Genomic DNA, 25324 nt, shown 5'->3' on the forward strand with positions numbered 1-25324 from the left:
TTCCGACTCTATCAGACTCTTTCGTGTCCGATTTCCTCGGTGCCTTTCCGGTTCCCGCTCCGGCCTTTCGGCTTTCGCGTTTCCCTTTCCGGCGGCTCCGACTTTATCAGAGATTCTGAGTCGGATTCCCCGCCCCGTTCGGGTCGGTCCGAAGCACCTGAGCGTCGCTTCCCTCGCTGGCGGAGCCGTAAACCTAACGGAGCGGGGCGCCCCGATGCAAATCGAGGTGCCCCGCTCCGAAGAAGGCGCGGTCAGGAGGGTCAGACCTCCACGACCACCGGCAGGATCATCGGGCGTCGGCGGTAGTTGTCCGAGACCCACTTGCCCAGCGTGCGGCGGATGAGCTGCTGCAGCTGGTGGGGTTCGACCACGCCGTCCTGGGCCGACTTCTCCAGGACTTCCTGGACCTTCGGGACGACGCCGACGAACACCGAGTCGTCGATGCCGGAGCCGCGCGCCTGGATGTGCGGACCACCGGTGATCTTGCCGGTGCTGGAGTCCACCACCACGAAGACCGAGATGATGCCCTCGTCGCCCAGGATCTTGCGGTCCTTGAGAGCGGGCTCGCCGACATCGCCCACGGAGAGGCCGTCCACGTAGACGTATCCCGCCTGGACCTTGCCGACGATCTTCGCCTTGCCCTCGACGAGGTCGACGACGACGCCGTCCTCGGCGATCACGATGCGGTCGTGCGGGACGCCGGTGAGGGCGCCCAGCTCGGCGTTGGCGCGCAGGTGGCGCCATTCGCCGTGGACGGGCATCAGGTTCTTGGGCTTGCAGATGTTGTAGAAGTACAGCAGCTCGCCGGCCGACGCGTGGCCGGAGACGTGCACCTTGGCGTTGCCCTTGTGGACGACGTTCGCTCCCCAGCGGGTCAGGCCGTTGATCACGCGGTAGACCGCGTTCTCGTTGCCGGGGATGAGGGACGACGCCAGGATCACCGTGTCGCCCTGGACGATGCGGATCTGGTGGTCGCGGTTGGCCATGCGGGAGAGCGCGGCCATGGGCTCGCCCTGCGAACCCGTGCAGACCAGGACGACCTCGCTGTCCGGCAGGTCGTCGAGCGTCTTGACGTCGACGACGAGGCCCGGCGGGACGCGGAGGTAACCGAGGTCGCGGGCGATGCCCATGTTGCGGACCATCGAGCGGCCCACGAAGGCGACCCTCCGGCCGTACTCGTGCGCGGCGTCCAGGATCTGCTGGATGCGGTGCACGTGGCTGGCGAAGCTCGCGACGATGATGCGCTTCTGGGCGCCGGCGAAGACACCGCGGATCACGTTCGAGATGTCGCGCTCGGGCGGGACGAAGCCCGGGACCTCGGCGTTCGTGGAGTCGGAGAGGAGGAGGTCGATGCCTTCCTCGCTCAGCCGCGCGAACGCGTGCAGGTCGGTCAGGCGGCCGTCCATCGGCAGCTGGTCCATCTTGAAGTCGCCGGTGGCGACGACCATGCCCGCGGGGGTGCGGATGGCGACGGCCAGGGCGTCGGGGATGGAGTGGTTGACCGCGACGAATTCGCAGTCGAACGGGCCGAGGTGCTCGCGGTCGCCCTCGACGACCTCGAGCGTGTACGGACGGATGCGGTGCTCCTGGAGCTTCGCCTCGATCAGCGCGAGGGTCAGCTTGGAGCCGATCAGCGGGATGTCCGGCTTCTCGCGGAGGAGATAGGGGACACCGCCGATGTGGTCCTCGTGGCCGTGCGTGAGCACGATGCCCTCGATGTCGTCGAGGCGGTCCCTGATGGACGTGAAGTCCGGCAGGATCAGGTCGATTCCGGGCTGCTCCTCCTCGGGGAAGAGCACTCCGCAGTCGACGATCAGCAGGCGACCGTTGTACTCGAAGACGGTCATGTTGCGGCCGATCTCGCCGAGGCCGCCGAGCGGGGTGACCCGCAGGCCGCCCTTCGGGAGCTTCGGCGGGGCGCCGAGTTCAGGATGCGGATGACTCAAAAGACTCTCCTCACCACGCGCGCCACGTACCTCCGGGGCACGTGGCGCGTATGACGTTCGTGCATTAGCAGTTGTTGTGTGGGGTGCGGGCGGCTGTCGGCTTGGGTCGCCTCGTATGTCGCCCGCGGGGTTTCGCTTATTCAGTTGTGAAGTCTGTGGTTACAGCTGTACCCCGCCGGCGGCGAGATCGACCTTGAGCTGTGCCGTCTCGTCGGGTGACAGCTCCACCAGCGGGAGGCGGAGCGGACCGGCGGGGCGTCCCTGGAGGGTCAGCGCCGCCTTGGTCGTGATCACGCCCTGGGTGCGGAACATACCGGTGAAGACGGGGAGCAGCTTCTGGTGGATCTCCGTGGCCTTCTGCACGTCACCCGTGAGGTGGGCCTCCAGCATGGCGCGGAGCTCCGGGGTGACGACGTGGCCGACGACCGAGACGAAGCCGCACGCGCCGACGGACAGCAGCGGCAGGTTCAGCATGTCGTCGCCGGAGTACCAGGCGAGGTCCGAGCGGGCGATGGCCCAGCTGGCGCGGCCGAGGTCGCCCTTGGCGTCCTTGTTTGCGACGATGCGGGGGTGCTCGGCGAGGCGGACGATCGTTTCGGTGTTGATCGGTACACCGCTGCGGCCCGGGATGTCGTAGAGCATGACCGGCAGGTCGGTGCTGTCGGCGATGGCGGTGAAGTGCCGGAACAGGCCCTCCTGCGGGGGCTTGTTGTAGTACGGCGTGACGGTCAGGAGACCGTGGACACCTGCCTGCTCGGCGGCGCGGGCCAGCTCGATGCTGTGGCGGGTGTCGTTCGTGCCGACGCCGGCGACGACGTGGGCGCGGTCTCCGATGGCGTCCAGTACGGCTCGTACGAGATCGTTTTTCTCCGCGTCACTGACGGTCGGGGACTCACCGGTGGTGCCGTTGACGACCAGGCCGTCATTGCCTGCGTCCACCAGATGAGTGGCGAGCTGCTGCGCGCCGTCGAGGTCAAGTGCGCCATCCGCCGTGAACGGCGTGACCATGGCGGTGAGGACCCTCCCGAAGGGGGTCTGCGGAGTGGAGGTCGGAGCCATGGGTAACACGCTACTCGCTGCTCAGCGCGGGGTCGCCCCTCGGGGGATGTGTGCGGACCTGACAAGTGTGGAACCCGGCACTGCCTGCTCGGGGGTTCAAGCAGTGCCGGGTCCGTTTGATCAGGCTAGATGAACTTCACGAAGTGCCGCAATCCGGACACTTCGCTCGACGCACCCGCACATCAGTGCCGTACGGCGCCACACATCCGCCCCCGTTGAGGACCTCGCGGGGAAGCGGGTCAGGCCCTGACAATCGGCCATTCGGTGACTCGGCGCCACATTCGTCGACTAATTTGCCGAAACAGGGCACCTTTTGGGCCGCTCACGCGTCTGTCTATACAACAGAGTCCACAGAGCTCCGTTCGAGACCCGTGAGGAGAAGCGCGCCCCATGTTCCGTCGGCGAGAGCCCGTCCCGTTCGCCTTCATCGCCGAAGCCGAGAAGTTCCGCAGTAACGTCACTCCCCCACCCCGTGAGCGCGCGACGGCCAGTCAGATCATGGGCCGCACGCTCATCGGTCTGACCGTGGTGGCCGGTCTGGTGGGATCCCTGCTCTTCGGGATGCCCGCGATGTCGGCCGACCAGTCACCGGCGCACACGCAGCAGTCCGAAGCTGCCGACGGCCGCTGACCGGCGCCGACCGTCGTCCGGACCGACTCGTCCGGCCCCCCAAGGGTGGTAGCGGGGGACACGGCTCGATAGCCTCACCGGGCACAGCCCATGTGTGGATCGAGTGAGGATCAGCCCGTGCCCCTGCCCTTCCTGACCGCGGATCGCACTTTCGACGACGTGGCGCACGACGCCGCGCTGCCCTTCGACGACCGCGATCACTGGCGCAGGCCCTACCGCCCCGGCCCCTGGCGGGTCGGGGCGGCCGCGCTCCTGCTGCTGCTCGCCTCGTTCGTCCTCTTCGCCGCCGTGATCATCGCGTTCGCGGACTCCCTCGCGGGTGCCGCGATCTGCGCGGGACTCGCCGTTGTCGTGATCACGAGCTCCCTGCGGCTGCTGCGCATGGGCATCTGGGTGAGCGCCCAGGGTCTGCGCAGGGTCGGCTTCCTGACGACGCGGACCGTCCCGTGGGGGCAGATCTCCGCGGTGCGGACCGCGCAGCAGCCCGTGCGCTGGCTGGGGCTGCCCCGCACGGTGCAGGGGCAGGCGCTCATCCTCGTACGGCGTGATCAGCAGGCTGCCGAGGCTCAGCAGCTGCTGCTCACCGACCGGAACGCCGACTTCCTGGCGCGGCACGAGGCGTTCAACCGCGCTGCCGACTCCATCGAGGTGTGGGCCGACGAGTACCGGCCCGCCACCGAGTACCAGCCCACTGCCTAGTCGGAAGCTGACGCCTGGTCTGACGTCGCGGGCTTGCCTGCGTGCAGGGCGATGGCCCGCTGCATGGCCTTCCGCGCGCGGGGGGTGTCCCTGGCGTCGTGGTAGGCGACGGCCAGCCGGAACCAGCAGCGCCAGTCGTCCGGTGAGTCCTCGGTCTCCGCCTTGCGGCGGGCGAAGACCTCGTCGGCCGAGTCGCGGTCGATGCGACCGCCGGGCGTCCGCTTCAACTCGTCGACGGGCAGGCCGCCTTCGGCCTCCAGCTCGGCGGCGAGGCGGTTGGCGCGCTGGACGAACTGGGTGTTCTTCCAGAGGAACCAGACGCCGATGACCGGCAGGATCAGCACCGCGACACCGAAGGTGACGGTGAGCAGGGTGCCGTGCTTTATCAGGAGCACGCCGCGGCTGCCGACCAGGACGAAGTAGACGACCAGGACGGCAGCCGTGACGGCGTAGGTGATCTTCGCGCGCATGGCCCTGATCAGCCGAGGTCCAGGAAGTGTTCCAGGCCGAACGTGAGCCCCGGGGTGCTGACGACACGGCGCGCGCCGAGCAGGATGCCCGGCATGAAGCTGCTGTGGTGCAGCGAGTCGTGGCGCACGATCAGGGTCTCGCCCTCGCCGCCGAGCAGGACCTCCTGGTGGGCGAGGAGGCCGCGCAGGCGCACGGAGTGCACCGGCACGCCGTCGACGTCCGCGCCGCGAGCACCGTCCAGGGCCGTCGTCGTGGCGTCCGGCTGCGGGGCGCTGCCCGCTGTCCGGCGGGCCTCGGCGATGAGCTGGGCGGTGCGCGTGGCGGTGCCGCTGGGGGCGTCGGCCTTGTTCGGGTGGTGCAGCTCGACGACCTCGACGGACTCGAAGTAGGGCGCCGCGATCTGCGCGAACTTCATCGTCAGGACCGCGCCGATGGAGAAGTTCGGGGCGATGAGCACGCCCGTCTCCGGGGACTCGGCCAGCCACGTCCGCAGCTGCGCGAGGCGGTCGTCGGTCCACCCCGTCGTACCGACGACGGCGTGGATGCCGTGTCGTACGCAGAAGTCGAGGTTCTCCATCACCGAGTCGGGATGGGTCAGCTCGACCGCGACCTGGGCGCCGGCCTCGGCCAGCGACTCCAGCTTGTCACCCCGGCCGAGGGCCGCGACCAGTTCCATGTCGTCGGCGGCCTCGACGGCCTTGACGGCCTCGGAGCCGATGCGGCCCCTGGCGCCGATGACCGCCACGCGCAGCTTGCTCATGTCCTTCATTCCTTTGGGTTGAGCCCTCGCGGGGCTAGGCGACCGCTTCGTGGAGGCGGGCCGCCTGCTTGTCCTTGAGCGGGCCGATGGCCGACAGGGACGGGCGGTGGCCGAGCACGTCGCGGGCCACTTCGCGCACCTCGTCGGGGGTGACCGCGGAGATCCTGGCCAGCATGTCGTCGACCGACATGTGCTCGCCCCAGCAGAGCTCGCTCTTGCCGATGCGGTTCATCAGGGCGCCGGTGTCCTCGAGGCCGAGGACGGTGGAGCCCGCGAGCTGGCCGATGGCGCGGCCGATCTCGTCGTCCGTCAGTCCGTGCTCCGCGACCTGGTCGAGCTCGTCGCGGCAGATCTTCAGGACGTCGTGGACCTGGCTGGGGCGGCAGCCCGCGTACACGCCGAAGAGGCCGGTGTCGGCGAAGCCGGACGTGTACGAGTACACGCTGTAGGCCAGGCCGCGCTTCTCGCGGACCTCCTGGAAGAGGCGCGACGACATGCCGCCGCCCAGGGCGGTGTTGAGCACGCCGAGGGCCCAGCGGCGCTCGTCCGTGCGGGCCAGGCCCGGCATGCCGAGGATGACGTGCGCCTGCTCGGTCTTGCGGTTGATGACCTCGACGCGGCCCGCGGTGCGCAGGGCGCGGGAGCCCTGGCGGGGGCCCATCGGGACCGCGTCGGTGCGCTGGAGCGCGCCGGCCTTCTCGAAGGCGGCACGGACCTGGCGTACGACCTTGTTGTGATCCACGTTGCCCGCGGCGGCGACCACGAGGTGCGTGGGGTCGTAGTGCTTCTTGTAGAAGCGGCGGATGCGGTCCGCGGTGAGGGCGTTGATCGTGTCCTCGGTGCCGAGGACCGGGCGGCCGAGGGGGGTGTCGCCGAGCATGGTGTGCGCGAACAGGTCGTGCACGCAGTCGCCCGGGTCGTCCTCGGTCATCGCGATCTCTTCGAGGATGACGCCGCGCTCGGCGTCGACGTCCTCCTGAAGGATGAGGGAGCCCGTCAGCATGTCGCAGACGACGTCGATGGCGAGCGGCAGGTCGGTGTCGAGCACGCGCGCGTAGTAGCACGTGTACTCCTTCGCCGTGAAGGCGTTCATCTCGCCGCCGACCGCGTCGAGCGCTGCCGAGATGTCGAGGGCACTGCGCTTCTTGGTGCCCTTGAAGAGGAGGTGCTCCAGGTAGTGCGTGGCGCCGTTCAGGGACGGGGTCTCGTCGCGTGATCCGACGTTGGCCCAGATGCCGAAGGTCGCCGAGCGCACGGAGGGCAGGGTCTCCGTGACGACGCGCAGGCCGCCGGGGAGGGTGGTCCTGCGGACGGTGCCGATGCCGTGCTCGCCCTTGATGAGGGTTTGGGTACGGGCGACGGCCCGCCCCTCCGAAGAGGGGCGGGCCGTCGTCGTGGTGCTACGCGACGTCACTTGTCGGTGTCGTCCTTCTGGTCGGCGGCGTTCTCGTCGGCCTCTTCACCCTCGACCACGGGGATGAGGGAGAGCTTGCCGCGGGAGTCGATCTCGGCGATCTCGACCTGGACCTTCTGGCCCACACCGAGGACGTCCTCGACGTTCTCCACGCGCTTGCCGCCGGCGAGCTTGCGGATCTGCGAGATGTGCAGCAGACCGTCCTTGCCCGGGAGCAGGGAGACGAACGCGCCGAAGGTCGTCGTCTTCACGACGGTGCCCAGGTAGCGCTCGCCGACCTCCGGCATGGTCGGGTTGGCGATGCCGTTGATCGTGGCGCGGGCGGCCTCGGCGGCCGGACCGTCGGCGGCACCGATGTAGATGGTGCCGTCGTCCTCGATCGTGATGTCGGCGCCGGTGTCCTCCTGGATCTGGTTGATCATCTTGCCCTTGGGGCCGATGACCTCACCGATCTTGTCCACCGGGATCTTGACGGTGATGATGCGCGGCGCGTTCGGGGACATCTCGTCCGGAACGTCGATCGCCTCGTTCATCACGTCGAGGATGTGCAGACGCGCGTCACGGGCCTGCTTCAGCGCGGCGGCCAGGACCGAGGCGGGGATGCCGTCGAGCTTGGTGTCGAGCTGCAGCGCGGTCACGAACTGCTTCGTGCCGGCGACCTTGAAGTCCATGTCGCCGAAGGCGTCCTCCGCACCGAGGATGTCGGTGAGGGCGACGTAGTGCGTCTGGCCGTCGATCTCCTCGGAGATCAGGCCCATGGCGATACCGGCGACGGCGGCCTTCAGCGGCACACCGGCGTTCAGCAGCGACATCGTGGAGGCGCAGACCGAGCCCATGGACGTCGAGCCGTTCGAACCGAGGGCCTCGGAGACCTGACGGATCGCGTACGGGAAGTCCTCGCGTGAGGGCAGCACCGGCACGATGGCGCGCTCGGCGAGCGCGCCATGGCCGATCTCGCGGCGCTTCGGCGAACCGACGCGGCCGGTCTCGCCGACCGAGTACGGCGGGAAGTTGTAGTTGTGCATGTAGCGCTTGCGCGTCACCGGGGAGAGGGTGTCGAGCTGCTGCTCCATGCGGAGCATGTTGAGGGTGGTGACGCCCAGGATCTGGGTCTCGCCACGCTCGAACAGCGCCGAGCCGTGCACGCGCGGGATGGCCTCGACCTCGGCGGCGAGCGTACGGATGTCCGTGATGCCGCGGCCGTCGATACGGACCTTGTCCTTGATGATGCGCTCGCGGACCAGCTTCTTGGTCAGCGCGCGGTACGCACCGGAGATCTCCTTCTCGCGGCCCTCGAACTGCGGGAGCAGCTTCTCGGCGGCGAGCTCCTTGACGCGGTCCAGCTCGGCCTCGCGCTCCTGCTTGCCGGCGATGGTGAGCGCCTGGGCGAGCTCGGTCTTGACCGCGGCGGTGAGGGCCTCGAGGACGTCGTCCTCGTAGTCCAGGAAGACCGGGAACTCGCCGGTCGGCTTGGCGGCCTTCGCGGCGAGGTCGGACTGGGCCTTGCAGAGCGCCTTGATGAAGGGCTTCGCGGCTTCCAGACCGGCGGCGACGACCTCTTCGGTCGGGGCCTCGGCGCCGTCCTTGACGAGCTGGATGGTCTTCTCGGTGGCCTCGGCCTCGACCATCATGATCGCGACGTCGCCGTCCTCCAGGACGCGACCGGCGACCACCATGTCGAAGACGGCGTCCTCGAGCTCGGTGTGCGTCGGGAAGGCGACCCACTGGCCCTTGATGAGCGCCACGCGCGTGCCGCCGATCGGGCCCGAGAAGGGCAGGCCGGCCAGCTGCGTGGAGCAGGAGGCGGCGTTGATCGCGACCACGTCGTACAGGTGGTCGGGGTTGAGGGCCATGATCGTCTCGACGATCTGGATCTCGTTGCGCAGGCCCTTCTTGAAGGAAGGACGCAGCGGGCGGTCGATCAGGCGGCAGGTGAGGATCGCGTCCTCGGAGGGCCGGCCCTCACGGCGGAAGAAGGAACCGGGGATCTTGCCGGCGGCGTACTGCCGCTCCTCGACGTCCACCGTGAGGGGGAAGAAGTCGAGCTGGTCCTTGGGCTTCTTGGACGCGGTCGTGGCCGACAGCACCATGGTGTCGTCGTCCAGGTACGCCACGGCGGAGCCGGCGGCCTGCTTGGCCAGGCGGCCCGTCTCGAAGCGGATGGTGCGGGTGCCGAACGTGCCGTTGTCGATGACGGCCTCGGCGTAGTGGGTCTCGTTCTCCACTGTTCTCCTACGTGTCTACGTTTCGTCTTCTCGCCCCTGGGCCCGTGTGGCCCGGAGACGGCGTCCCATGCGTCCTCTTGCGGAGCCGGGACCATGCGGAGAAGCGCGCCGTGTGTGCGGGCCGGTCTTCGATCGAAGCACCCGGGATGCTCCCGGGGGCCACTACCGAGGACCGGCGGCGGCTGCGTGCGCCTCTCCCTCGTGGGGGTCTTCGTTCTGGGTCCCCGGGAGCTCTTCCCGCCCGCGGGGACGTGCATGTGTCACCAGACTACAAAGCGTCGGTGACAACGCGCATGTACGGCAAAGGGAGCGGTCCCCTTCGATTGCTTCGAGTGGGAACCGCTCCCTTCACGGCGTACTTACTTGGCGCCCGCCGCACCGCGACGGATGCCGAGGCGCTCGACCAGGGCGCGGAAGCGCTGGATGTCCTTCTTGGCCAGGTACTGCAGCAGGCGGCGGCGCTGGCCGACCAGGATCAGCAGACCACGACGCGAGTGGTGGTCGTGCTTGTGGGTCTTGAGGTGCTCGGTCAGGTCCGAGATCCGGCGGGAGAGCAGCGCCACCTGAACCTCGGGGGAGCCGGTGTCGCCCTCCTTCTGGGCGAACTCGGTCATGATCTGCTTCTTCGTAGCGGCGTCGAGCGACACGCGTACTCCTCGTGATGTCTTCGAGTGCCTCCGAGTGCCCCTGGTCTACATCTCAGGGGAGCTTCCGTGACTCGGGAGGCCGGAATGGACCGCCGGGCGCGGGTCCGGGTCCTTGGCGGAACCGGGGGTCCGGGTCCTTGCAGGGCCGGGATCGGATCCCTGGGGATTCGCGGGTGCGCAGACAGGCGGTTGTTTCACAGGGTACCAGTCGGCTTGTGGGGCTCGTCGCGGGCCCGGGAGCCTGCCGGCCCGCCGGCACCGTTGGTCAGCCGCTGCTCTCGAATCCTCTCATCACCCACTGGTGGGGGCCGTCGCCCTTACTCCGCGTGACGCTTGTCGTGGCGAGGAAGACACGGCCGCGCTCGTACACGACAAGCGGCGGCTCCAGACCGTCCATCGCGGGCGCCTCATCCTCCCCGAAGAGCAACAGGATGGTCTCCTTCCCGGTGTCCGGGTCCAGGCTGACGGCGGCGGAGGGCGCGCTCGCCGCTTCCCGGTAGGCGATCACCTTGTCGCCGCTCATCCGCAGCGGGAACATCGGGCGGCCGGGCCTCGCGTCGAATTTGCGCACGGTGTTCCCGGTCGCGAGGTCGAAGGAGACGACTTCGTTGGCCACCCGTCCGCGTGCCGTCTCCGGGGAGAAGTCCCGCGGCTTTGTCGCCATGTAGAGCTGCCGCTTGCCGACGACCACCCCGGTGCAGCGCTCCACCTCGGCGCTGAAGACCTCATCGCAGCCGTGGACGTAGCGATCATCCTCCAGTGGGATCGTGCCGCGCTGTCTGCCCTTGCCATCACTGAGGACGATCAGATGGGTGGACCCCAAGTCTCCGGGCGCGACGGCGATGACTGGCGGCGACGAAGAGGCCAGGTGGACTTGCTTGATCCCCTCGGCGACGGTGTACGTCCACAGGGACTTGCCCGTACGCGGGGCGATCTTCTGGATCCGGAACTCGGGCTCCGCCGAGTCGCCGCACTGGACGAGGGCGATGAGGCCCCTGCCCCCGGCGTACCCCATGTCCGTGCACTTCGAGGCGTCGGTGTCCGTCCAGAGCCGCCTGCCACTGGTCATGTCGTACGCCACCGAGGCCTGCCCGGTGGCGGCAAGTACGGTCCCCCGCGTCATCGTCACGTTGACGCTCATCGCGAGGGCGCTCCCGCCGGGCAGTTTCTTGTCCCAGAGCTTTCTGCCCGTGTCGACGTCGAACACCGCGACCCGGTCGCACGGGGCGGTGACACCCTCGCCCTCGCTGCCCTTCTCGGGCCGTTCCCCCGAGAAGGCGACCGCTGTCCTGCCGTCCACGCTGACGTGCCGGGTCACCGCGCAGATGGGACCGGGGAAGTCGAGCTGCCAGACCTCCTCGGAGTCACCGATCCTGAAGCCCTTGACGACGTTCACGATGCCCTTCGCGACGATCTTTCCCGTCGCCCAGGTGCCCTTCGCCGGGGCGGTCTCGCCCTCCTTGAGGGTCTTGTGCACGTACTCGGCGACGGTGCCGCCCTCGGGGGTCCTGGGAGGCGTCTCCACGGTCTCCCTGATGGCGTCGGGGGGCAGCGGTGCCGAGGCCGCGCGCTGCTTCGACGCGGTGTCGCCGTCCGGGCCCCAGAGGACCCAGCCGCCTGCGCACAGCGCGGCGGTCAGTGCGAGCAGCACGCCGATGACAATCGCCGTACGGCGCTTCTTTCCCTCGGCGGCCGTCGGCACGGGCTGGGTCCAGGCAGGCGGGGGCGGGCCGAAGCTCACGCTGGTGAAGCCTTCCTACGCGGGTCGAATGAGTTCGGGGCGCTGCGGGGCTCAGCTGGTCATGGCCCTGGCCTTGGCGTACACGTCGAAGACCGCGAGGGTCAGCGGCACCAGGGTCAGCAGGACGAAGGTCTCGGCGATCTCCAGGAACCGGCCCCAGAAAGGCGTCACACCGGTACGTGAGGCGACCAGGCCGATGCCGGTCACCAGGGCCGCCGTCACCGCGATCACCGCGACGAGCCAGATGGTCCGCAGCTCGAGCGCCGCACTGTCACCGGCCGGGCCTGCGGGCAGGTCGAGGCAGAGGCCGATGCCGAGCAGGACGAGGGCCACCAGGCCTGCGGACAGCACGGCGGCCACCTGCGCGGTGTAGCGGAAGAGGTGTGCTCGCATCAGCATCGCGACACCCGTGGCCAGGGCCAGCACCTGTCCCCACGTCTCCTCGGAGAAGCCGAGTACCGCGGTGGAGCCGATCGCCACCAGCGCGCAACCGCCGACGAGCCCGATGAGGAGTTCCTGGCCTCGGCGGGCCTGGGCCGTGATGCGCTCGGCGTCGACGGGCTCCTGCGGCGCGGGGTCCGTCCCGTAACTGCCACGCGTGCCGTGCGGAGGTTCGAAGCCGATGGGCAGCCGGGCGAACCGCATGGACAGTCCGGGCAGGAAGGCGAGCGCCCCCACGGCCAGCGGGGCACACAGGGCGGCCGTCTCGACAGGCTCCAGCTGCCACAGCGCCGCGAGGAACGTGGCGAGCAGACCGACCGCGGAGGCGAAGACGAAGGCGACGAACGGGCCGTCGCCACGTGGCGAGATCATGCCGAGGATCACGGATGCCGTCAGGACGGCGGCGCAGGCCAGCAGGAGCTGGAGCCTGCCCACGCCCTGCCCGTCAGCCACCGGGAGCAGCCCGGAACCCGCCACCGCCACGTTCGGCAGCGCGCCGAGACCGAGAGCGAGGGCCGATGCCCGGTCGTCGTACACCCGCGCGCGGACTGCCGCGAGGGTGAGCAGCAGGACTCCCGCGACGGCGGCGAGGATGCCCGACAGTCCGTGCATGTCGTGGCCCGGGGCAGCGGCCCAGGCCACGTAGGCGAGGAGGGTCGACAGCACGGTCCCGCCGACGAGCCCGGCGCCTCGCGTCAGGTCGCCGGTCCACAGCACGCGGTCACGGGTCACCGCTGACGCCACGACCTCGGACACATCGTCGAAGACCGCGGGTGGCAGCGACTCGGAGAAGGGACGCAGCGTGAGGAGTTCACCGTCGAGGATGCGCTGGGCGGCGAAGGTGCGGGCGCTGTCCAGGACGGTGCCGTCGCGTCGTACGAGGTGATAGCCGACCGGTGCGCCCTCGGCCGGGCTCTGCCGGGAGAGCCGCAGGATCTCGGGGTAGATGTCGGCGACAGGGACGTCGTCGGGCAGCGCCACGTCGATGCGGCTGTCGGGCGCGACGATGGTGACTCGGCAGAAGCCGAAGGCCGTGCCGGGGCCGGCGCCCGAGCCGCGTCCGGATGCGCTCTCAGGGGGGATTCCGCTGCGCTGCCGCCCGAATCCGGTGGCCCTCGTGGAGGCCGTCGTGCTCACCTGCTGATCCCCCTCAATGCTGATGCCGCTGTCGCCGTCGGTCGCGGTCGGCTCCGGTGCCTGTGGTGCTGATGTGGCGCCCGCGCCCTGTTCACCGACTGTGTCGCATCACGCGGCGCGGCGCGCGGAAACCGGCCCTCCTGGCTGATTGTCGGGCCGTCCCTCCGCCGCATACCCCGAAATGCCCCCATACTTCGGCCGGTTGACCCGCCCGCAGACTGGCCGGTTCAACCGCCACTCATGTGCACATCCGGCACCCTATCCCCGAGTGGTGACTGGCGGTGTCAGTAGGATCACACGGCGATCGCATCGCCCGGCCACCGGGCGGCGGACGGAACGCCCGCCCCTACAAGGGAATTGGTGCTCAGTGAGCCACATCGTCGTGAAGCGCCCGCCGCGCACGCTGCCCTCCGCGGTCCCCACCGACGAGGTCGTGCTGCAACCCCCGCCCGAGCTGCCGCGCGGGCAGCAGGAGGGGGCGATGATGCAGCTGCTGCCCATGCTCGGCATGGGCGGCTCCGTGGTGTTCTTCTTCATGCCGAGCGCCCACCCGTTCATGAAGGTCATGGGCATGGTGATGGTGGCGTCGACGGTGGCCATGTCCGTGGCCATGCTGATCCGCTACCGCCGGGGAAACCAGGGGCAGTTGGCGGACCTGCGGCGCGACTACCTCGGATACCTGAAGCAGACTCGCCGTGCCGCCGTCGACACGGCGCGGGCGCAGCGCGACGCGCAGTACTACCTGCACCCCTCCCCCGAGCAGTTGTGGGCATTGGTTGCCGAAGGCAGCCGGGTCTGGGAGCGCCGCGCGGGCGACGCGGACTTCGGACAGGTGCGCATCGGTCTGGGGCCGCAGTCGCTCGCCACTCCCCTCGTGCCACCCGAGACCGGGCCGGTGGACGAGTTGGAGCCGCTCACCGCGGGCGCCATGCAGCGCTTCCTCGCCGCACACAGCACGCTGGAAGACCTGCCCATGGCCATCTCGCTGCGCGCCTTCTACCACGTGACGATCAGCGGGGACCCCGAGACGGTGCGGGGCACGGCGCGTGCGCTCACCGCGTCCCTCGCCTCGCTGCACTCCCCCCAGGATCTGGTGATCGCTGTCGGGGCGGGCACGGCCGCCGCGCCCGCCTGGGAGTTCACCAAGTGGTTGCCGCACAGCCAGGTCCCGGGGGCCGCGGACGGAGCGGGCAGTCGCCGGCTCATCACCCGTGACGCGGTCGAACTGGAGGCCATGCTCACCGCCCGGCTGCAGGGGCGGCCGCGATTCCACCCCGAGGGGTCCCCTCTGCCGGACGAGCCGCACGTCGTCGTCATACTCGATGACCTGTCGCTGCCTCCGACGGCGGCCCTCGCGTCACTCGAAGGGCTGCAGGGGGTGACGGTCGTGGAAGTCGTGCCGGGCGAACTCGCGCACGGGCGCGGCGGTCTGTCGCTCTCGGTGCGTCCCGGGGCGCTGCGGATCGAGTCGGACCACGGCCTGGTGTACGAAGGAACTCCGGATGTCCTTTCGTACGAGGGGGCCGAGGCGTTGGCCCGGCAGCTCGCCCCGCTGCGCGTTCCGTCCGGAGGCGATGACGACGAACCGCTGCTGGCCAACCTGGACTTCACCGACCTGCTCAACCTCGGTGACGCCGACTCGGTCGACACGAGGCGGACGTGGCGCGCCCGCTCGCTCGCGGAACGGCTGCGTGTCCCCATCGGCGTCGGCGAGGACGGCCGCCCCGTGATGCTCGACCTCAAGGAGGCGGCGCAGGAGGGCATGGGCCCGCACGGGCTGTGCGTGGGGGCCACCGGTTCCGGCAAGTCCGAGCTGCTGCGCACGTTGGTGCTCGGCCTCGCCGTGACCCACTCCTCGGAGACCCTCAACTTCGTCCTCGCCGACTTCAAGGGCGGTGCGACGTTCGCGGGCATGGCGCAGATGCCGCACGTCGCCGCGGTCATCACCAACCTGGCGGACGACCTCACCCTCGTCGACCGCATGGGCGACTCCATCCGGGGCGAGCTGAACCGCCGACAGGAACTGCTGCGGGACGCGGGTAACTACGCGAACATCCACGACTACGAGAAGGCGCGGGTGGCGGGTTCGCCGCTCCAGTCCATCCCCTCTCTCGTCCTGGTCATCGACGAGTTCAGCGAACTACTCACCGCCAAGCCCGATTTCATCGACATGTTCGTGCAGATCGGCCGCATCGGCCGTTCGCTCGGCGTGCATCTGCTGCTGGCTTCGCAGCGCCTGGAGGAAGGGCGGCTGCGGGGTCTGGAGACGTACCTCTCGTACCGTGTCGGGCTCCGCACCTTCTCCGCCGCCGAGTCGCGCGCGGCGCTGGGGGTGCCGGACGCGTACCACCTGCCGAACGTGCCCGGGTCGGGCTATCTGAAGTTCGGCACGGACGAAATGGTGCGTTTCAAGGCGGCGTACGTCTCCGGGGTGTACCGGTCGGGGTCGGGGCAGGCCGCGGCTTCAGGCGGCCCACGCCCCGTGGACCGCCGGCCGGTGCTGTTCACCGCGGCCGAGGTGCCGGTGCACTACGCGGCCGTGACCGTGCCCGAACCGCGGGCCGCCACCGGGCCGGAGACGGACGACGCGCTCGCCGACACCGTCCTGGACGTGATCGTGCGCCGCCTGGAGGCGCAGGGTCCGGCCGCCCACCAGGTGTGGCTGCCGCCGCTGGACAGCCCGCCGTCACTGGACTCGCTGCTCCCGGGGCTCACGGCAGTGCAAGGGCGCGGCCTCACCCAGCCCGGCTACGAGGGAGCGGGACGCCTCGTCATCCCGCTGGGCCTGGTCGACAAGCCGTACGAACAGCGCCGCGACACCCTGTGGTGCGACTTCGCCGGGGCGGCCGGCCACATGCAGATCGTCGGCGGACCGCAGTCCGGTAAATCGACCCTGCTGCGCTCGCTGATCGCGGCCTTCTCCCTCACCCACACCCCGTACGAGGTCCAGTTGTACGGCCTCGACTTCGGCGGCGGCGGGATGTCCTCCGTCGCCGGGCTTCCCCATGTCGGCGGCGTCGCCTCGCGCCTCGACCCCGAACGGGTGCGGCGCACCCTCGCCGAGGTGTACGGCGTGCTGACCCGACGCGAGGAGTACTTCCGCACGGCGGGCATCGCGTCGATCGCCGACTTCCGGGCACGCAGGGCCCGCGGCGAGATCTCGGTGACGGACCAGCCCTGGGGCGACGTCTTCCTGATCATCGACGGATGGGGCAACTTCCGCTCCGAGTACGAGGGTCTTGAGCCCGCCGTTCTCGACATCGCGGCGCGCGGCCTCGGCTACGGCGTCCACCTGATCCTCACCGCGTCACGGTCCATGGAAGTCCGCGCGAACCTCAAGGACCACCTCATGAACCGTCTCGAACTGCGGCTCGGCGACACCATGGACTCCGAGTTCGACAGGAAGGTCGCCGCCAACGTCCCCGCCGGAGTGCCCGGCCGCGGCCAGACACCGCAGAAGCAGCACTTCATGGCGGCAGTGCCCCGTATCGACGGGCTGTCCTCCGACACGGATCTCGCCGAGGCCACGGCAGCCATGTCCACCGAGGTCACCCGCCACTGGACGGCTCCGGGCGCTCCGGCGGTCCGTCTGCTGCCGCGGGAACTGCCGGCCGGCGACCTGCCCCCGGGCAACGTCTTCCCGGACCGGGGCCTGTCGTTCGCCCTCGACGAGAACAACCTCGAGCCGGTCTTCGTGGACTTCGAGCAGGACCCGTTCTTCCTCGTCTTCGGAGAGAGCGAGTCCGGCAAGTCGAACCTGCTGCGGCTGCTCATCAAGCGGCTGACGGAGCGCTACAGCGGCGACGTCTGCAAACTCTTCGTGGTCGACAACCGCCGCTCCCTCCTCGACGCCACCCCGGCCTCCCACCTTGCCGAGTACATCCCGATGTCCAACACCATGGACCACCACATGGCGGCGCTGGCCGACCTGATCCAGCGGCGCACCCCGCCCGCGGACGTCACCGCGCGGCAGCTCCGCGAACGCAGTTGGTGGCAGGGCCCGACGGTGTACGTGATCGTCGACGACTACGACTTGGTCTCCACGTCCAGCGGCAACCCGCTCGGAAACCTCACCGAGCTCCTCCCCTTCGCCCGTGACGTGGGGGTGCGCTTCATCATCGCCCGGTCGACGGCGGGCGCGGGGCGGGCGTCGTACGAACCGTTCATGCAGCGCATGAAGGAGCTGGGCGCGCAGGGGGTCGTCCTTGCGGGTGATCCCGACGAGGGCGACATCCTGGGCGGCGTACGGCCGCGTCCCATGCCGACCGGGCGAGGGATCTTCGTGTCACGGAAGCGGGGGAAGCCGATGGTGCAGACGGGGCTGGTGGCCGACGAGTTCTGAGGGGCGTGGACGGGGCGCGGGCGGAGAGCGGAAGAATCGGATCCGTCCGGGCCTTTCCAACCTCTGAACAGCGAAGGAGGCCCCCAAGTAGGGTAGGTCCACAGCTCTTTCGTACGTTGTGAAGGGACCCCTCCGCCATGACCGACGCACCCGACACCGAGGCGCAGGACAAGGCTCGCAAGGAGCGTGAGAAGGAGGAGCTCTACGCCCTCGACATCTCCGGCGTCGAGTGGCACAGCGCCCCGGGCACCGAGGAGCACGAAGAGCGGGTGGAGATCGCGTATCTCCCCGAGGGCGCCGTCGCCATGCGGTCGTCACTGGAACCGGAAACAGTGCTGCGGTACACGGAGGCGGAGTGGCGGGCGTTCGTCCTGGGGGCGCGGGACGGGGAGTTCGATCTGGAGCCTTCGGTGCGCAATGGCGGGGTCCCTGCGGCTGAGTGACGCCGGTCCGTGTCTCCGTCGGCCTTACGAAGCCCTACGGAAGCCCTGCGGCAGTTCTACGAAGAAGGGGTGGACGCCTCCCGCGCGCGTCCACCCCTTCTCCGTGCACCGCCCCAGCCTCACTGGAAGTAGCTGGCACCCTTCAGGTCGCCGCCCCGGTAGTCACCGCCGGCCTGTCCGACCTTCTGGCCGATGTCGACGAGGGCGCGGTGGATCGCCTGGGCGTGCTTGTCCCACCTCTCCTGCTTCTCGACGTACGCCTTGTGCGCCTCGCCCTCCCAGCCCTCGGCCACCTTGGCCACAGCGCGCTTGATGTCCGCGAGGTCGGCCTCCAGCTGCTTGGCCTGAATGCCGAGTTCAGTAGCGATCACGTCAAGCCCGCTGTACTTGACGGCGAGTTCGTTCAAGTGGACGTTTGCCATGCCCTGCCCCGTTTCTCGGTAGGTGTGCGAAATCGAATGGTCGACCGGCTCATCGATTCAGTAGCTACTGATGGCCGAGTGCTTGGCGCCGTACTCGACATCGATACCACTCATCGTCGACCGGATCTGGTCCTCGAGTCCCTCGGTGAGCTTCTCGTTGCCACTGATGCCATCGAGGAAGTCCACCAAAATGACGCCGATCGCCCTCATTTGCTCATTGATCTCCCTCTGCTTCCCGTCGAAGGCGTGTGCGCCGATGCCCTTCCAGTGGGTCTCCATCGTGTCCAGGGTCCCCTGAAGGCGCTTGAGCTGCTTCTGGACCGAGTCGTACTTGCCCACGATCTCCTTCTTCAGAAGCGCCACTTGCTCGTTGTTCAACTTCCGGCCGTCAGCCACGGCGGGCTCCCTTCATGAACTGTCGCTGGGACGTATCAGGTGTTGTCGTACCGAGCTCAGGCCCGGCGTCGAGCACGCTTCGCCGCGAATGCTCCGCCGCCGATCACCACGAGTACCGCAAGACCGCCCAAGGTCGGCCACAGCCAGTTGCTGCTGTCCTCATCCGAGGACTCCTCGGTGGCGGAAGCCCCCTTGCCGTCCGAGGCCGCCTCCTTCGCGGGCTGCGGCGGCGTGGAAGCGTCAGACTTCGAGCCGCCGTCATCGGAACCGGCACCGGCACCGGCAGCCTTCTTGTTGGTGATGGGGTCGACGTCCGCGGGCCCGGGCTTCCCCTCGCCCTTCACGACATTGCGGGCCGGCCGGATCAGTCCGTAGCCGAGGTAGTCACTGGGCTCGTCCTTCGGCCAGTCGCGGCCGGCGGTGTCGATGAGGACCCGGAGGACCTGGTTGGCGGTCCAGTCAGGATGCTTGGACCAGACGAGGGCGGCGGAGGCGGAGGCGATGGCGGTGGCGGCGCTGGTACCGCCGCCTCCTTCAGCGCAGTAGGAGCGGAATGTCTCGTCGCACCAGCGGGGGATGTCGAGGCCGGGGGCGGCGAGGTCGACGTACTCTCCGAATTCGGAGAATTTGGCGACCTTGCCGGTCTTGTCGGCGGCGGACACTCCGACGACGTCCGGGTATGCAGCCGGGTAGCCGATAAAGTTCTTCGTTTCGGCGTCATTTCCGACACCGGCGAACATCAACTTCCCTTTGGACCGTGCATATTCCACGGCCTTCTGCTCGCTGGGCCTCAGGTACTTATCGGTGAAGGACATGCTGATGATCTGGGCATCGCTGTCGGCCGCGGCCCTAATGGCTTCCGTAATGCCACTCTTCTTCTTATCTCTGAACTTCTCCCCGAGGCCGATTCGGAAAGAGATGACATCGGCTCCGGGGGCCAGACCTCTCAGGCCCTCCCGCCCGGACCCGACGATGAGCTCTGCCATTGTGGTCCCATGGCTCTCGTAGTCGTCCAGCGGGCCGCCGGGCGCCCCCGAGAAATCCCTGCCCGGCTTTACACGCCCTTGAAGAGAGGGAGTCCTGGAAACTCCTGAGTCGATGACTGCCACGGTGACGCCCTCACCAGTACTGGCCTTCCACAGGTTCTCCGCTTCCATCGCCTCCAAGTACCACTGCTTCGACTGAACGTCGTCGGCAGCCGCACTCGGAGCCAGCCCTACTGACAGAAGCGTGAACGCGCCGATCACCGGGCCCGCAGCGATGAACCGTCTCCGTTCACGGTTCGTCCTCGCGGGACTTCGCCTGTCACATCGGTCGAGCCCCGTCTCCATGCCCTGCACTTCCTCGCCCACGGACTAGTCGATCACTGGTGGTAGATGGCGTCGGCTCTGGGGCAGCTGTGCCTCTGAGCCCTCGACCGCATCGTCGGTCCGTTGTGCTTCCGCCCCGTCTTCCCAGTCGGAGTTTCGGACCAGACCGGTACCCCCGGCGGTGAAGCCGCTTCTGCGGCTTCCTCTGGTGCGCTCACCCGTGTTGGGAGTACCGACCACGCCGACCGGACCACTGACGACACCACGTGGCCCCTGCCGCCTGGCGCCGTTGCTCGGCGGAGCGCTTCCCACGAGCCCTCGCTGACCGGTGCTGCCGTTCGTGGCACGGGAGCTCCCGGAACCTTCGGCACCGATGACAGGTCCCCGCGGCACCCTGGGACCTGCAGCCCCGGTTGCCGGCCCTGGGCTGGGCCGACCGCCGACCACGCCTTGTGCCGGCTGTGGGCCGGTCGCGTTCGGGATGCCGGTCCGGGAGCCTATTTCACCGAGACGTCTTGGTGTACCGCCGGTGACGCTGCGTCCCACAGGCGGTTGCCCGGACGCCGTGGGGTTGCCTGTACTTCGCCCTTGCGCGGTCGGGGTGACGGGCGCGGTCCGACCGGTCGGCGTCGCCGGTCCGCGCCCGGTGCTGTCGTGCGCTCTTCCGGGAGCGCTCGGCACCGTGCGCCCCTGCGTCGGCGACGTCTGCTTCGAACTCGCCACAGGCGCCGGTCCACGTGCGGTGCGGTCACCAGGCATGGGAGTCAGACGGCCGCTCCCGAATGGGGGGACCGGCAGTCCGTCGTGGGGCGTCGGGCCCGGGGTCGGAGACGGCGGTCCGGGCACTGGGGCGGTGGTCTGCGGAGGCATCGAATGCACACTGTCAATCTCTGTGCCCACCGCACGTTCCGGAGTGACGATTGGGCCGAGCCCCTCACGATGAGCGGGCAGGGAACGATCCGACGAGCCCTCTCCTCCCGAGATGGCCGCGGCAGTGGATTGAGGAGGGGCCCCTGCAGAAGTCCCGCCGGCGGTTGTCGCAGAGGGCTGTTCCCCGTTCCCAGTCCCGGGTGCAATGAACCCGCCTCCCGGAACCGGCTCCGGCACCCCGACCTCAGGCATCGCTGAGAACGTGGGCGGCTCCTGACTCGCCATACCTTCGTGTGACACCCGATAGAACGAAGCCAACCGGTTCATCTGGTTGATCGCTTCTTGACGGTGTCTCTCCGCCGTGACAGCGGCGCCGTACTCCTCGTTCCCCTCAACCCGCTTCGGGGAGGGAATGTCCTCCACTGCCTTCGGATCGGCACGGTTGTCCCGGGGCGGCATAGCGGCTCGGACGGACGCCAACCCCGCACCTGCCGAGGCCATATGAACGCTCGCGGCAGCAGCGAAGTCCGCGAGCTTGTGCGTGTCCTTGACCAGATTCCTGCCCCACTTGCGGAACGCCTGGCCCGCTTCACCCTCCCAATCGACCCTGTCGATGTGCCGCCCGAGCTCACCGGCGGCCGCGGCGATCGCGTTCCGCGCCCTCTGCAGCGCCTCCCCCGCGCTCTCCATGTCCCCCGGCTTGGCCTGCTCGACCAGGTCGATCATGTCGTTGAGGCGATGCCCTTCGAAGCCCACTAGGACCACCCTGCATCGGACTTGTCGCTGCCGTGGCCGCCCTGTGCATCAGGCTTGCCGTTTCGTTCGTGCCCGTCCGGCAGCTCCTGGCGGCCGACCCGGGTCTGGATCGTCCAGAAGCGCTGCCGCAGGTCTTCCTCAAGGTTGTCGAAGCCGACGTCGGCGCCGTGTACCGCGATCCCCATGGCGTCGATCTGATCGCCCAGCATCTTGGAGAGCGAGGTCAGCCGCTCGTGGACCTGGTCGTACTGCGAGTACAGAGCGTCGGCCTCGGGAAAGGCGCTGCCAGAGCCACTGAAGGAGCCCCTAGAGACCTTCTGCGCACCGACCTTCGACGCACTGCCGGCCGAACCTTCGAATTCAGTAAGAAGCGTGTTGATGCGCCGCCGGAACGTCTTCAACGCTTCCAGCCCGCGCTTGACATCGGCGCCTGAAGACGGCGCAGCATCCCCGTGCCCGTCCGTAGGAAGCACTAGGCCTTCCCTCCCCGTTACCTGCCTGCCCGACCCTCTCGTGATCGCGGCGCGGCTGGTGGTCACTTATCGCGCCCGTGTCACTCTAGTCACACACGGTGTGCGGTCCAACTTCGTTACACGCCGGGGCGGTTGACATCAAGCCACGAGGAACCGGTCGCATGGTGTCCGTAGGCTCCCAGAAGCCGCAAATATGGCCTCCGAGAGCTGTTCTTGGGCCACCCGTTCGATCTTCGGTCGACAACACGGCTCGCTGGCAGGCGAGTTGCTAGGTTGCTTCGGACCCTGTCATCTGGGGAAGCGCATCCGACTATGGGGGAAGGGACTGGCGCATGGCGTGGGACGAGTGGGAACAGCTGAAGGCGCAGGCGGCCGACCGACAGTCGACGCATATGCAGCTGAACCAAGTCGAGCCGGGCGCAGGGGGCAGCACCGCACCCGACCCAGCCTCGTACGGTGATCTGCGCGTCGCCCAGGCTGATCTGGCGAAGATCGGTGAACACGCCTTCAAGCTGTACGACCGACTGTGGAAAGAGGGCCGGGGCGCACTCTCCGGTAGCGACAAGGCCGCGGGTGACCTCTCAGGGCAGGGCTTCGCGCTGGGTGCCGCCCTCCAGCACGTATCGACGCGCTGGGACGAACAGCTCAAGTCCCTCAGAGACGCGTGCGCGCACATCTCCAACCACATGCAGGTCACAAAGAAGTTGCATGCCGGCGACGAGCATTACATCAGGCGCCAGATGAGCAGCATCGACATGCTCGATACAGGGTTCGACGAGCGAGTAGACAGGCCCGGAAAAGAGAATCGCATCTACGGCCCGCCGAGCAAAAAGGACGACTGATGGACCTCGACGCGCTCCGCTTCGCTGAATTCAAGTTGCTCGATGATGCTGTCAGCGAGTGGTCGAAGATGGTCGACAAACTCGACGAGCTCAAGGAAGATGCCGAGAAGGGGCTTAAGGGAGCGGCCAAGAAGGCCGACTGGGCGGGATACAACGCCACCGTCTCGAGAGAGTTCATCGGTAAGACGGCAGAAGAGTTCAACGATGCTCACACTCAGGCCGAGACTATCTGGCACATACTCCGAGACGCCTTGGGTGAGCTGCGAAGGCACCAACAAAAACTTACCGAGGTCATTGCGGCGGGTGCGAAGAAGAACTTGACGGTCTCGCCGAGCAGTGGCGGCGGCTTTACTGTCGTCATGAACATCCATCCCGATCGTGCTGCAAAAGGAACGTCAGTCGAAGAAGCGGGACAAGCTGAAGTCGACGCGCTTCGGGATGACGTTCAGAAGATCCTCGACAAGGCAACCGAGAGCGATAACTCCGCGAGTAAGGTCCTTAAGGCGATCGCAGACCAGAGCAGATTCGGGTTCTCTGATTCCAAATATGGCAGCCGGGATGCCGCCGCCAAGGCCGTCACGGAAGCCGATGCGCTGTCCAAACTGGCGAAGAAGAATCCATCCGATCTGAGTGTCGCAGAATTTGACCGTCTCAACGCCGGTCTGAAGATGTACGCAGACGACGCCTTGTTCTCAGAACGGTTCGCCACCAACCTGGGCGCAAAGGGGACATTGGAGTTCTGGGCTGACATCAATGACCCGAACGCGAATCCACAACTGAACCATGCGAGACACGGCAAATTCGACGATCTTCAGAAGAACCTCAGTCTCACCTTGGCCACCGCCACTCAAAGCGACTCGCTCGGCATGACCGAGTGGACGAGCAAGGTGGTGGATCTAGGAAACCGCCCCGTTGGGAATGGCGGACCCATGGGGTTCCAGGTCATGAGCAACCTCATGCGCTGGGGAAATTACGACGATCAGTTCTTGACCGACTACGGCTCTCGGCTGATTGACGCCGAAAAGAAGATGACAGGTAACGGCGAAGGCGCGGCCTGGAGGCGCATCGGGCCGGATCTGCACCTCAACCGGACGGGAAGCGACACCGGGTGGGACCCCATGACCGGCTACCTGAAAGGCCTATCGAACAGCCCTGACGCGGCTACGTCTTTCTTCAATTCCGAATTCATCTCGAAGAACGACGAGGGAAACCCATTTGAGCGTGAGGTGGACGGCGAAAAGCAACCTGCCACTCTGTCCAATTTTCAGTATCTCTTCGAAGAACGGGACTGGCCCGCAGAGACGGACAGCGAGGGGGAGAGCAGCGACACGGGGCGAAACAACCTTGCTCTCGCTCTTGAGGCAGCCACGACAGGACACCCTGCAGGCGAGATGCCCACGGCAGATACCCGTGCACACAATGCAGAGCAGGCCAAACTCGTGGAGAGCATCTTCTCTTCGGTGTCCGAGGAGCCAAACCGTCTGATCGACAACGGTTACATGTCGGACAGTATGGGCCAGATCGCGGCCGAGTACATGCCCGATATACATCGCGGCCTGCATCCTGGTGCTGTCGACGAAGAGGGTCTGTTTCCTGTCGCCGGCTCTTCGGCGAAGCTGGGGGAATCCGACATCACGCGGTTCCTCTATACGGTCGGAAGAAACCCTGAGGGCTATACAGCAGTAAACCTGGGACAGCACAGCTATACCACCTCCATCATGGAATATCACTTCAAGAATCCGGATGCGTACATCAATGACCCGAATTTCACGCAGGCCGACAATCTGAAGAAGACGATTGAAGACGTCGCGCGTGTCGGAGGAGAGATCGAAGGCACAATTGGCGCGGGCCGGGCTTACGAATCTGAACTGGAGAACGGCGCGAAGGACAGCGATTACAACAAGGTCATGGAAAAGGTCGGCACATGGGGAGGAACGACGGTAGGAATCGGCATCGGGCTTGGCACGGCGCCACTCATAGGTCCAGGCGGAGTTATCGTGGGGGGCATCACCGGGACTGCGGCAGATGAGATTATCGGCTCCCTTGTGGATGGAACTATGAAGGACAGCTCAGGTGAGGTGATTTATCGAAGCGGGCAAGACATCAACGGGACCCGCGACTCCACATATCGCCTCATCGAACAATCTGCGCATGAAGCCGGCAGCAGGTCGAAGAACTCTTCATCGCATATCGTCTCTGCCGCCAGCACTGCGGCAGAGCAGGGATTCGGCCAGGCGCATGTGAACATCAAGGACTATATCGAAGGCCAAGGCGTTCCAGGGCAGCTCGGATAGAGGGTA

Annotated in this window: 19 protein-coding genes; 6 read left to right on the forward strand and 13 right to left on the reverse strand. The window is 67.7% G+C overall.

Translation table 11 applies throughout. The features are described 5' to 3' along the window. Positions 1-260 precede the first annotated feature (260 nt). Both ACI2L3_RS39115 and dapA read right to left on the reverse strand, forming a co-directional pair. Positions 261-1946, reverse strand: coding sequence for a ribonuclease J (locus ACI2L3_RS39115; RefSeq protein ID WP_404757243.1), 1686 nt, complete (start codon positions 1944-1946; stop codon positions 261-263). A 159-nt stretch (positions 1947-2105) separates the two neighbouring features. Next, positions 2106-3005: a 4-hydroxy-tetrahydrodipicolinate synthase gene (gene dapA, locus ACI2L3_RS39120; protein WP_404757244.1), complete on the reverse strand. Its 900-nt coding sequence runs from the start codon at positions 3003-3005 to the stop codon at positions 2106-2108. 390 nt (positions 3006-3395) lie between these two features. Between dapA and ACI2L3_RS39125 the strand changes: the two genes are divergently transcribed. Together ACI2L3_RS39125 and ACI2L3_RS39130 are read left to right on the forward strand one after the other, a co-directional pair. Continuing rightward, a complete protein-coding gene (locus ACI2L3_RS39125) occupies positions 3396-3635 on the forward strand; it encodes a hypothetical protein (RefSeq protein ID WP_404757245.1) in 240 nt (79 codons plus the stop codon). Between the two features lie 117 nt (positions 3636-3752). Next, the gene (locus ACI2L3_RS39130; RefSeq protein WP_404757246.1) at positions 3753-4334 is read left to right on the forward strand and encodes a PH domain-containing protein; all 582 of its coding nucleotides are present in this window, start codon (positions 3753-3755) and stop codon (positions 4332-4334) included. On the opposite strand, the gene ACI2L3_RS39135 is transcribed toward ACI2L3_RS39130, so the two are convergent. The 7 genes from ACI2L3_RS39135 to eccD form a co-directional block, all read right to left on the reverse strand. After that, positions 4331-4804 (reverse strand): hypothetical protein, encoded by a 474-nt coding sequence (locus tag ACI2L3_RS39135; RefSeq protein WP_404757247.1) that lies wholly within the window; start codon positions 4802-4804, stop codon positions 4331-4333. The two genes, ACI2L3_RS39130 and ACI2L3_RS39135, sit on opposite strands and share 4 nt — an antisense overlap. An 8-nt stretch (positions 4805-4812) precedes the next feature. Next, the gene (gene dapB, locus ACI2L3_RS39140) at positions 4813-5565 is read right to left on the reverse strand and encodes a 4-hydroxy-tetrahydrodipicolinate reductase (protein WP_404757248.1); all 753 of its coding nucleotides are present in this window, start codon (positions 5563-5565) and stop codon (positions 4813-4815) included. A 34-nt stretch (positions 5566-5599) separates the two neighbouring features. Beyond that, positions 5600-6979 (reverse strand): M16 family metallopeptidase, encoded by a 1380-nt coding sequence (locus tag ACI2L3_RS39145; protein ID WP_404757249.1) that lies wholly within the window; start codon positions 6977-6979, stop codon positions 5600-5602. After that, complete coding sequence (locus ACI2L3_RS39150; RefSeq protein WP_404757250.1) at positions 6976-9204, reverse strand: polyribonucleotide nucleotidyltransferase; 2229 nt, start codon at positions 9202-9204, stop codon at positions 6976-6978. Before ACI2L3_RS39150 ends, ACI2L3_RS39145 begins: the two co-directional genes overlap by 4 nt. A 359-nt stretch (positions 9205-9563) precedes the next feature. Beyond that, positions 9564-9851 (reverse strand): 30S ribosomal protein S15, encoded by a 288-nt coding sequence (gene rpsO / locus ACI2L3_RS39155; RefSeq protein ID WP_362994044.1) that lies wholly within the window; start codon positions 9849-9851, stop codon positions 9564-9566. A gap of 265 nt (positions 9852-10116) precedes the next feature. Next, positions 10117-11592 (reverse strand): PQQ-binding-like beta-propeller repeat protein, encoded by a 1476-nt coding sequence (locus tag ACI2L3_RS39160; protein WP_404757251.1) that lies wholly within the window; start codon positions 11590-11592, stop codon positions 10117-10119. A gap of 51 nt (positions 11593-11643) precedes the next feature. Further along, positions 11644-13170 (reverse strand): type VII secretion integral membrane protein EccD, encoded by a 1527-nt coding sequence (gene eccD / locus ACI2L3_RS39165; RefSeq protein WP_404757252.1) that lies wholly within the window; start codon positions 13168-13170, stop codon positions 11644-11646. A gap of 367 nt (positions 13171-13537) precedes the next feature. On the opposite strand from eccD, the gene eccCa reads away from it, so the two are divergent. Then, positions 13538-17512, forward strand: coding sequence for a type VII secretion protein EccCa (eccCa, locus tag ACI2L3_RS39170; RefSeq protein ID WP_404757253.1), 3975 nt, complete (start codon positions 13538-13540; stop codon positions 17510-17512). Positions 17513-17649: 137 nt separating this feature from the next. Then, on the forward strand, positions 17650-17955 hold the full coding sequence (locus ACI2L3_RS39175) for a DUF397 domain-containing protein (RefSeq protein ID WP_404757254.1): 306 nt from the start codon (positions 17650-17652) through the stop codon (positions 17953-17955). 119 nt (positions 17956-18074) lie between these two features. On the opposite strand, the gene ACI2L3_RS39180 is transcribed toward ACI2L3_RS39175, so the two are convergent. From ACI2L3_RS39180 to ACI2L3_RS39195, 4 genes are all read right to left on the reverse strand, one after another. Continuing rightward, positions 18075-18377 carry a WXG100 family type VII secretion target gene (locus tag ACI2L3_RS39180; protein WP_404757255.1) on the reverse strand — a complete coding sequence of 101 codons (303 nt, stop codon included), beginning with the start codon at positions 18375-18377 and terminating at the stop codon, positions 18075-18077. 57 nt (positions 18378-18434) lie between these two features. After that, a complete protein-coding gene (locus ACI2L3_RS39185; protein ID WP_404757256.1) occupies positions 18435-18773 on the reverse strand; it encodes a WXG100 family type VII secretion target in 339 nt (112 codons plus the stop codon). Positions 18774-18829: 56 nt separating this feature from the next. Then, a complete protein-coding gene (locus ACI2L3_RS39190) occupies positions 18830-20104 on the reverse strand; it encodes a S8 family serine peptidase (protein ID WP_404757257.1) in 1275 nt (424 codons plus the stop codon). A 1604-nt stretch (positions 20105-21708) separates the two neighbouring features. After that, entirely contained in the window at positions 21709-22182 is a 474-nt protein-coding gene (locus ACI2L3_RS39195) for a hypothetical protein (RefSeq protein ID WP_404757258.1), read from the reverse strand. A 332-nt stretch (positions 22183-22514) separates the two neighbouring features. On the opposite strand from ACI2L3_RS39195, the gene ACI2L3_RS39200 reads away from it, so the two are divergent. Next, on the forward strand, positions 22515-23024 hold the full coding sequence (locus tag ACI2L3_RS39200; protein ID WP_404757259.1) for a hypothetical protein: 510 nt from the start codon (positions 22515-22517) through the stop codon (positions 23022-23024). Next, the gene (locus tag ACI2L3_RS39205) at positions 23024-25318 is read left to right on the forward strand and encodes a hypothetical protein (protein WP_404757260.1); all 2295 of its coding nucleotides are present in this window, start codon (positions 23024-23026) and stop codon (positions 25316-25318) included. The genes ACI2L3_RS39200 and ACI2L3_RS39205 overlap by 1 nt, the downstream gene beginning before the upstream one ends. The last annotated feature ends 6 nt before the right edge of the window (positions 25319-25324 follow it).

Source organism: Streptomyces sp. NPDC029674, assembly GCF_044903205.1.
In the GTDB taxonomy this organism is placed as follows: Bacteria; Actinomycetota; Actinomycetes; order Streptomycetales; family Streptomycetaceae; genus Streptomyces.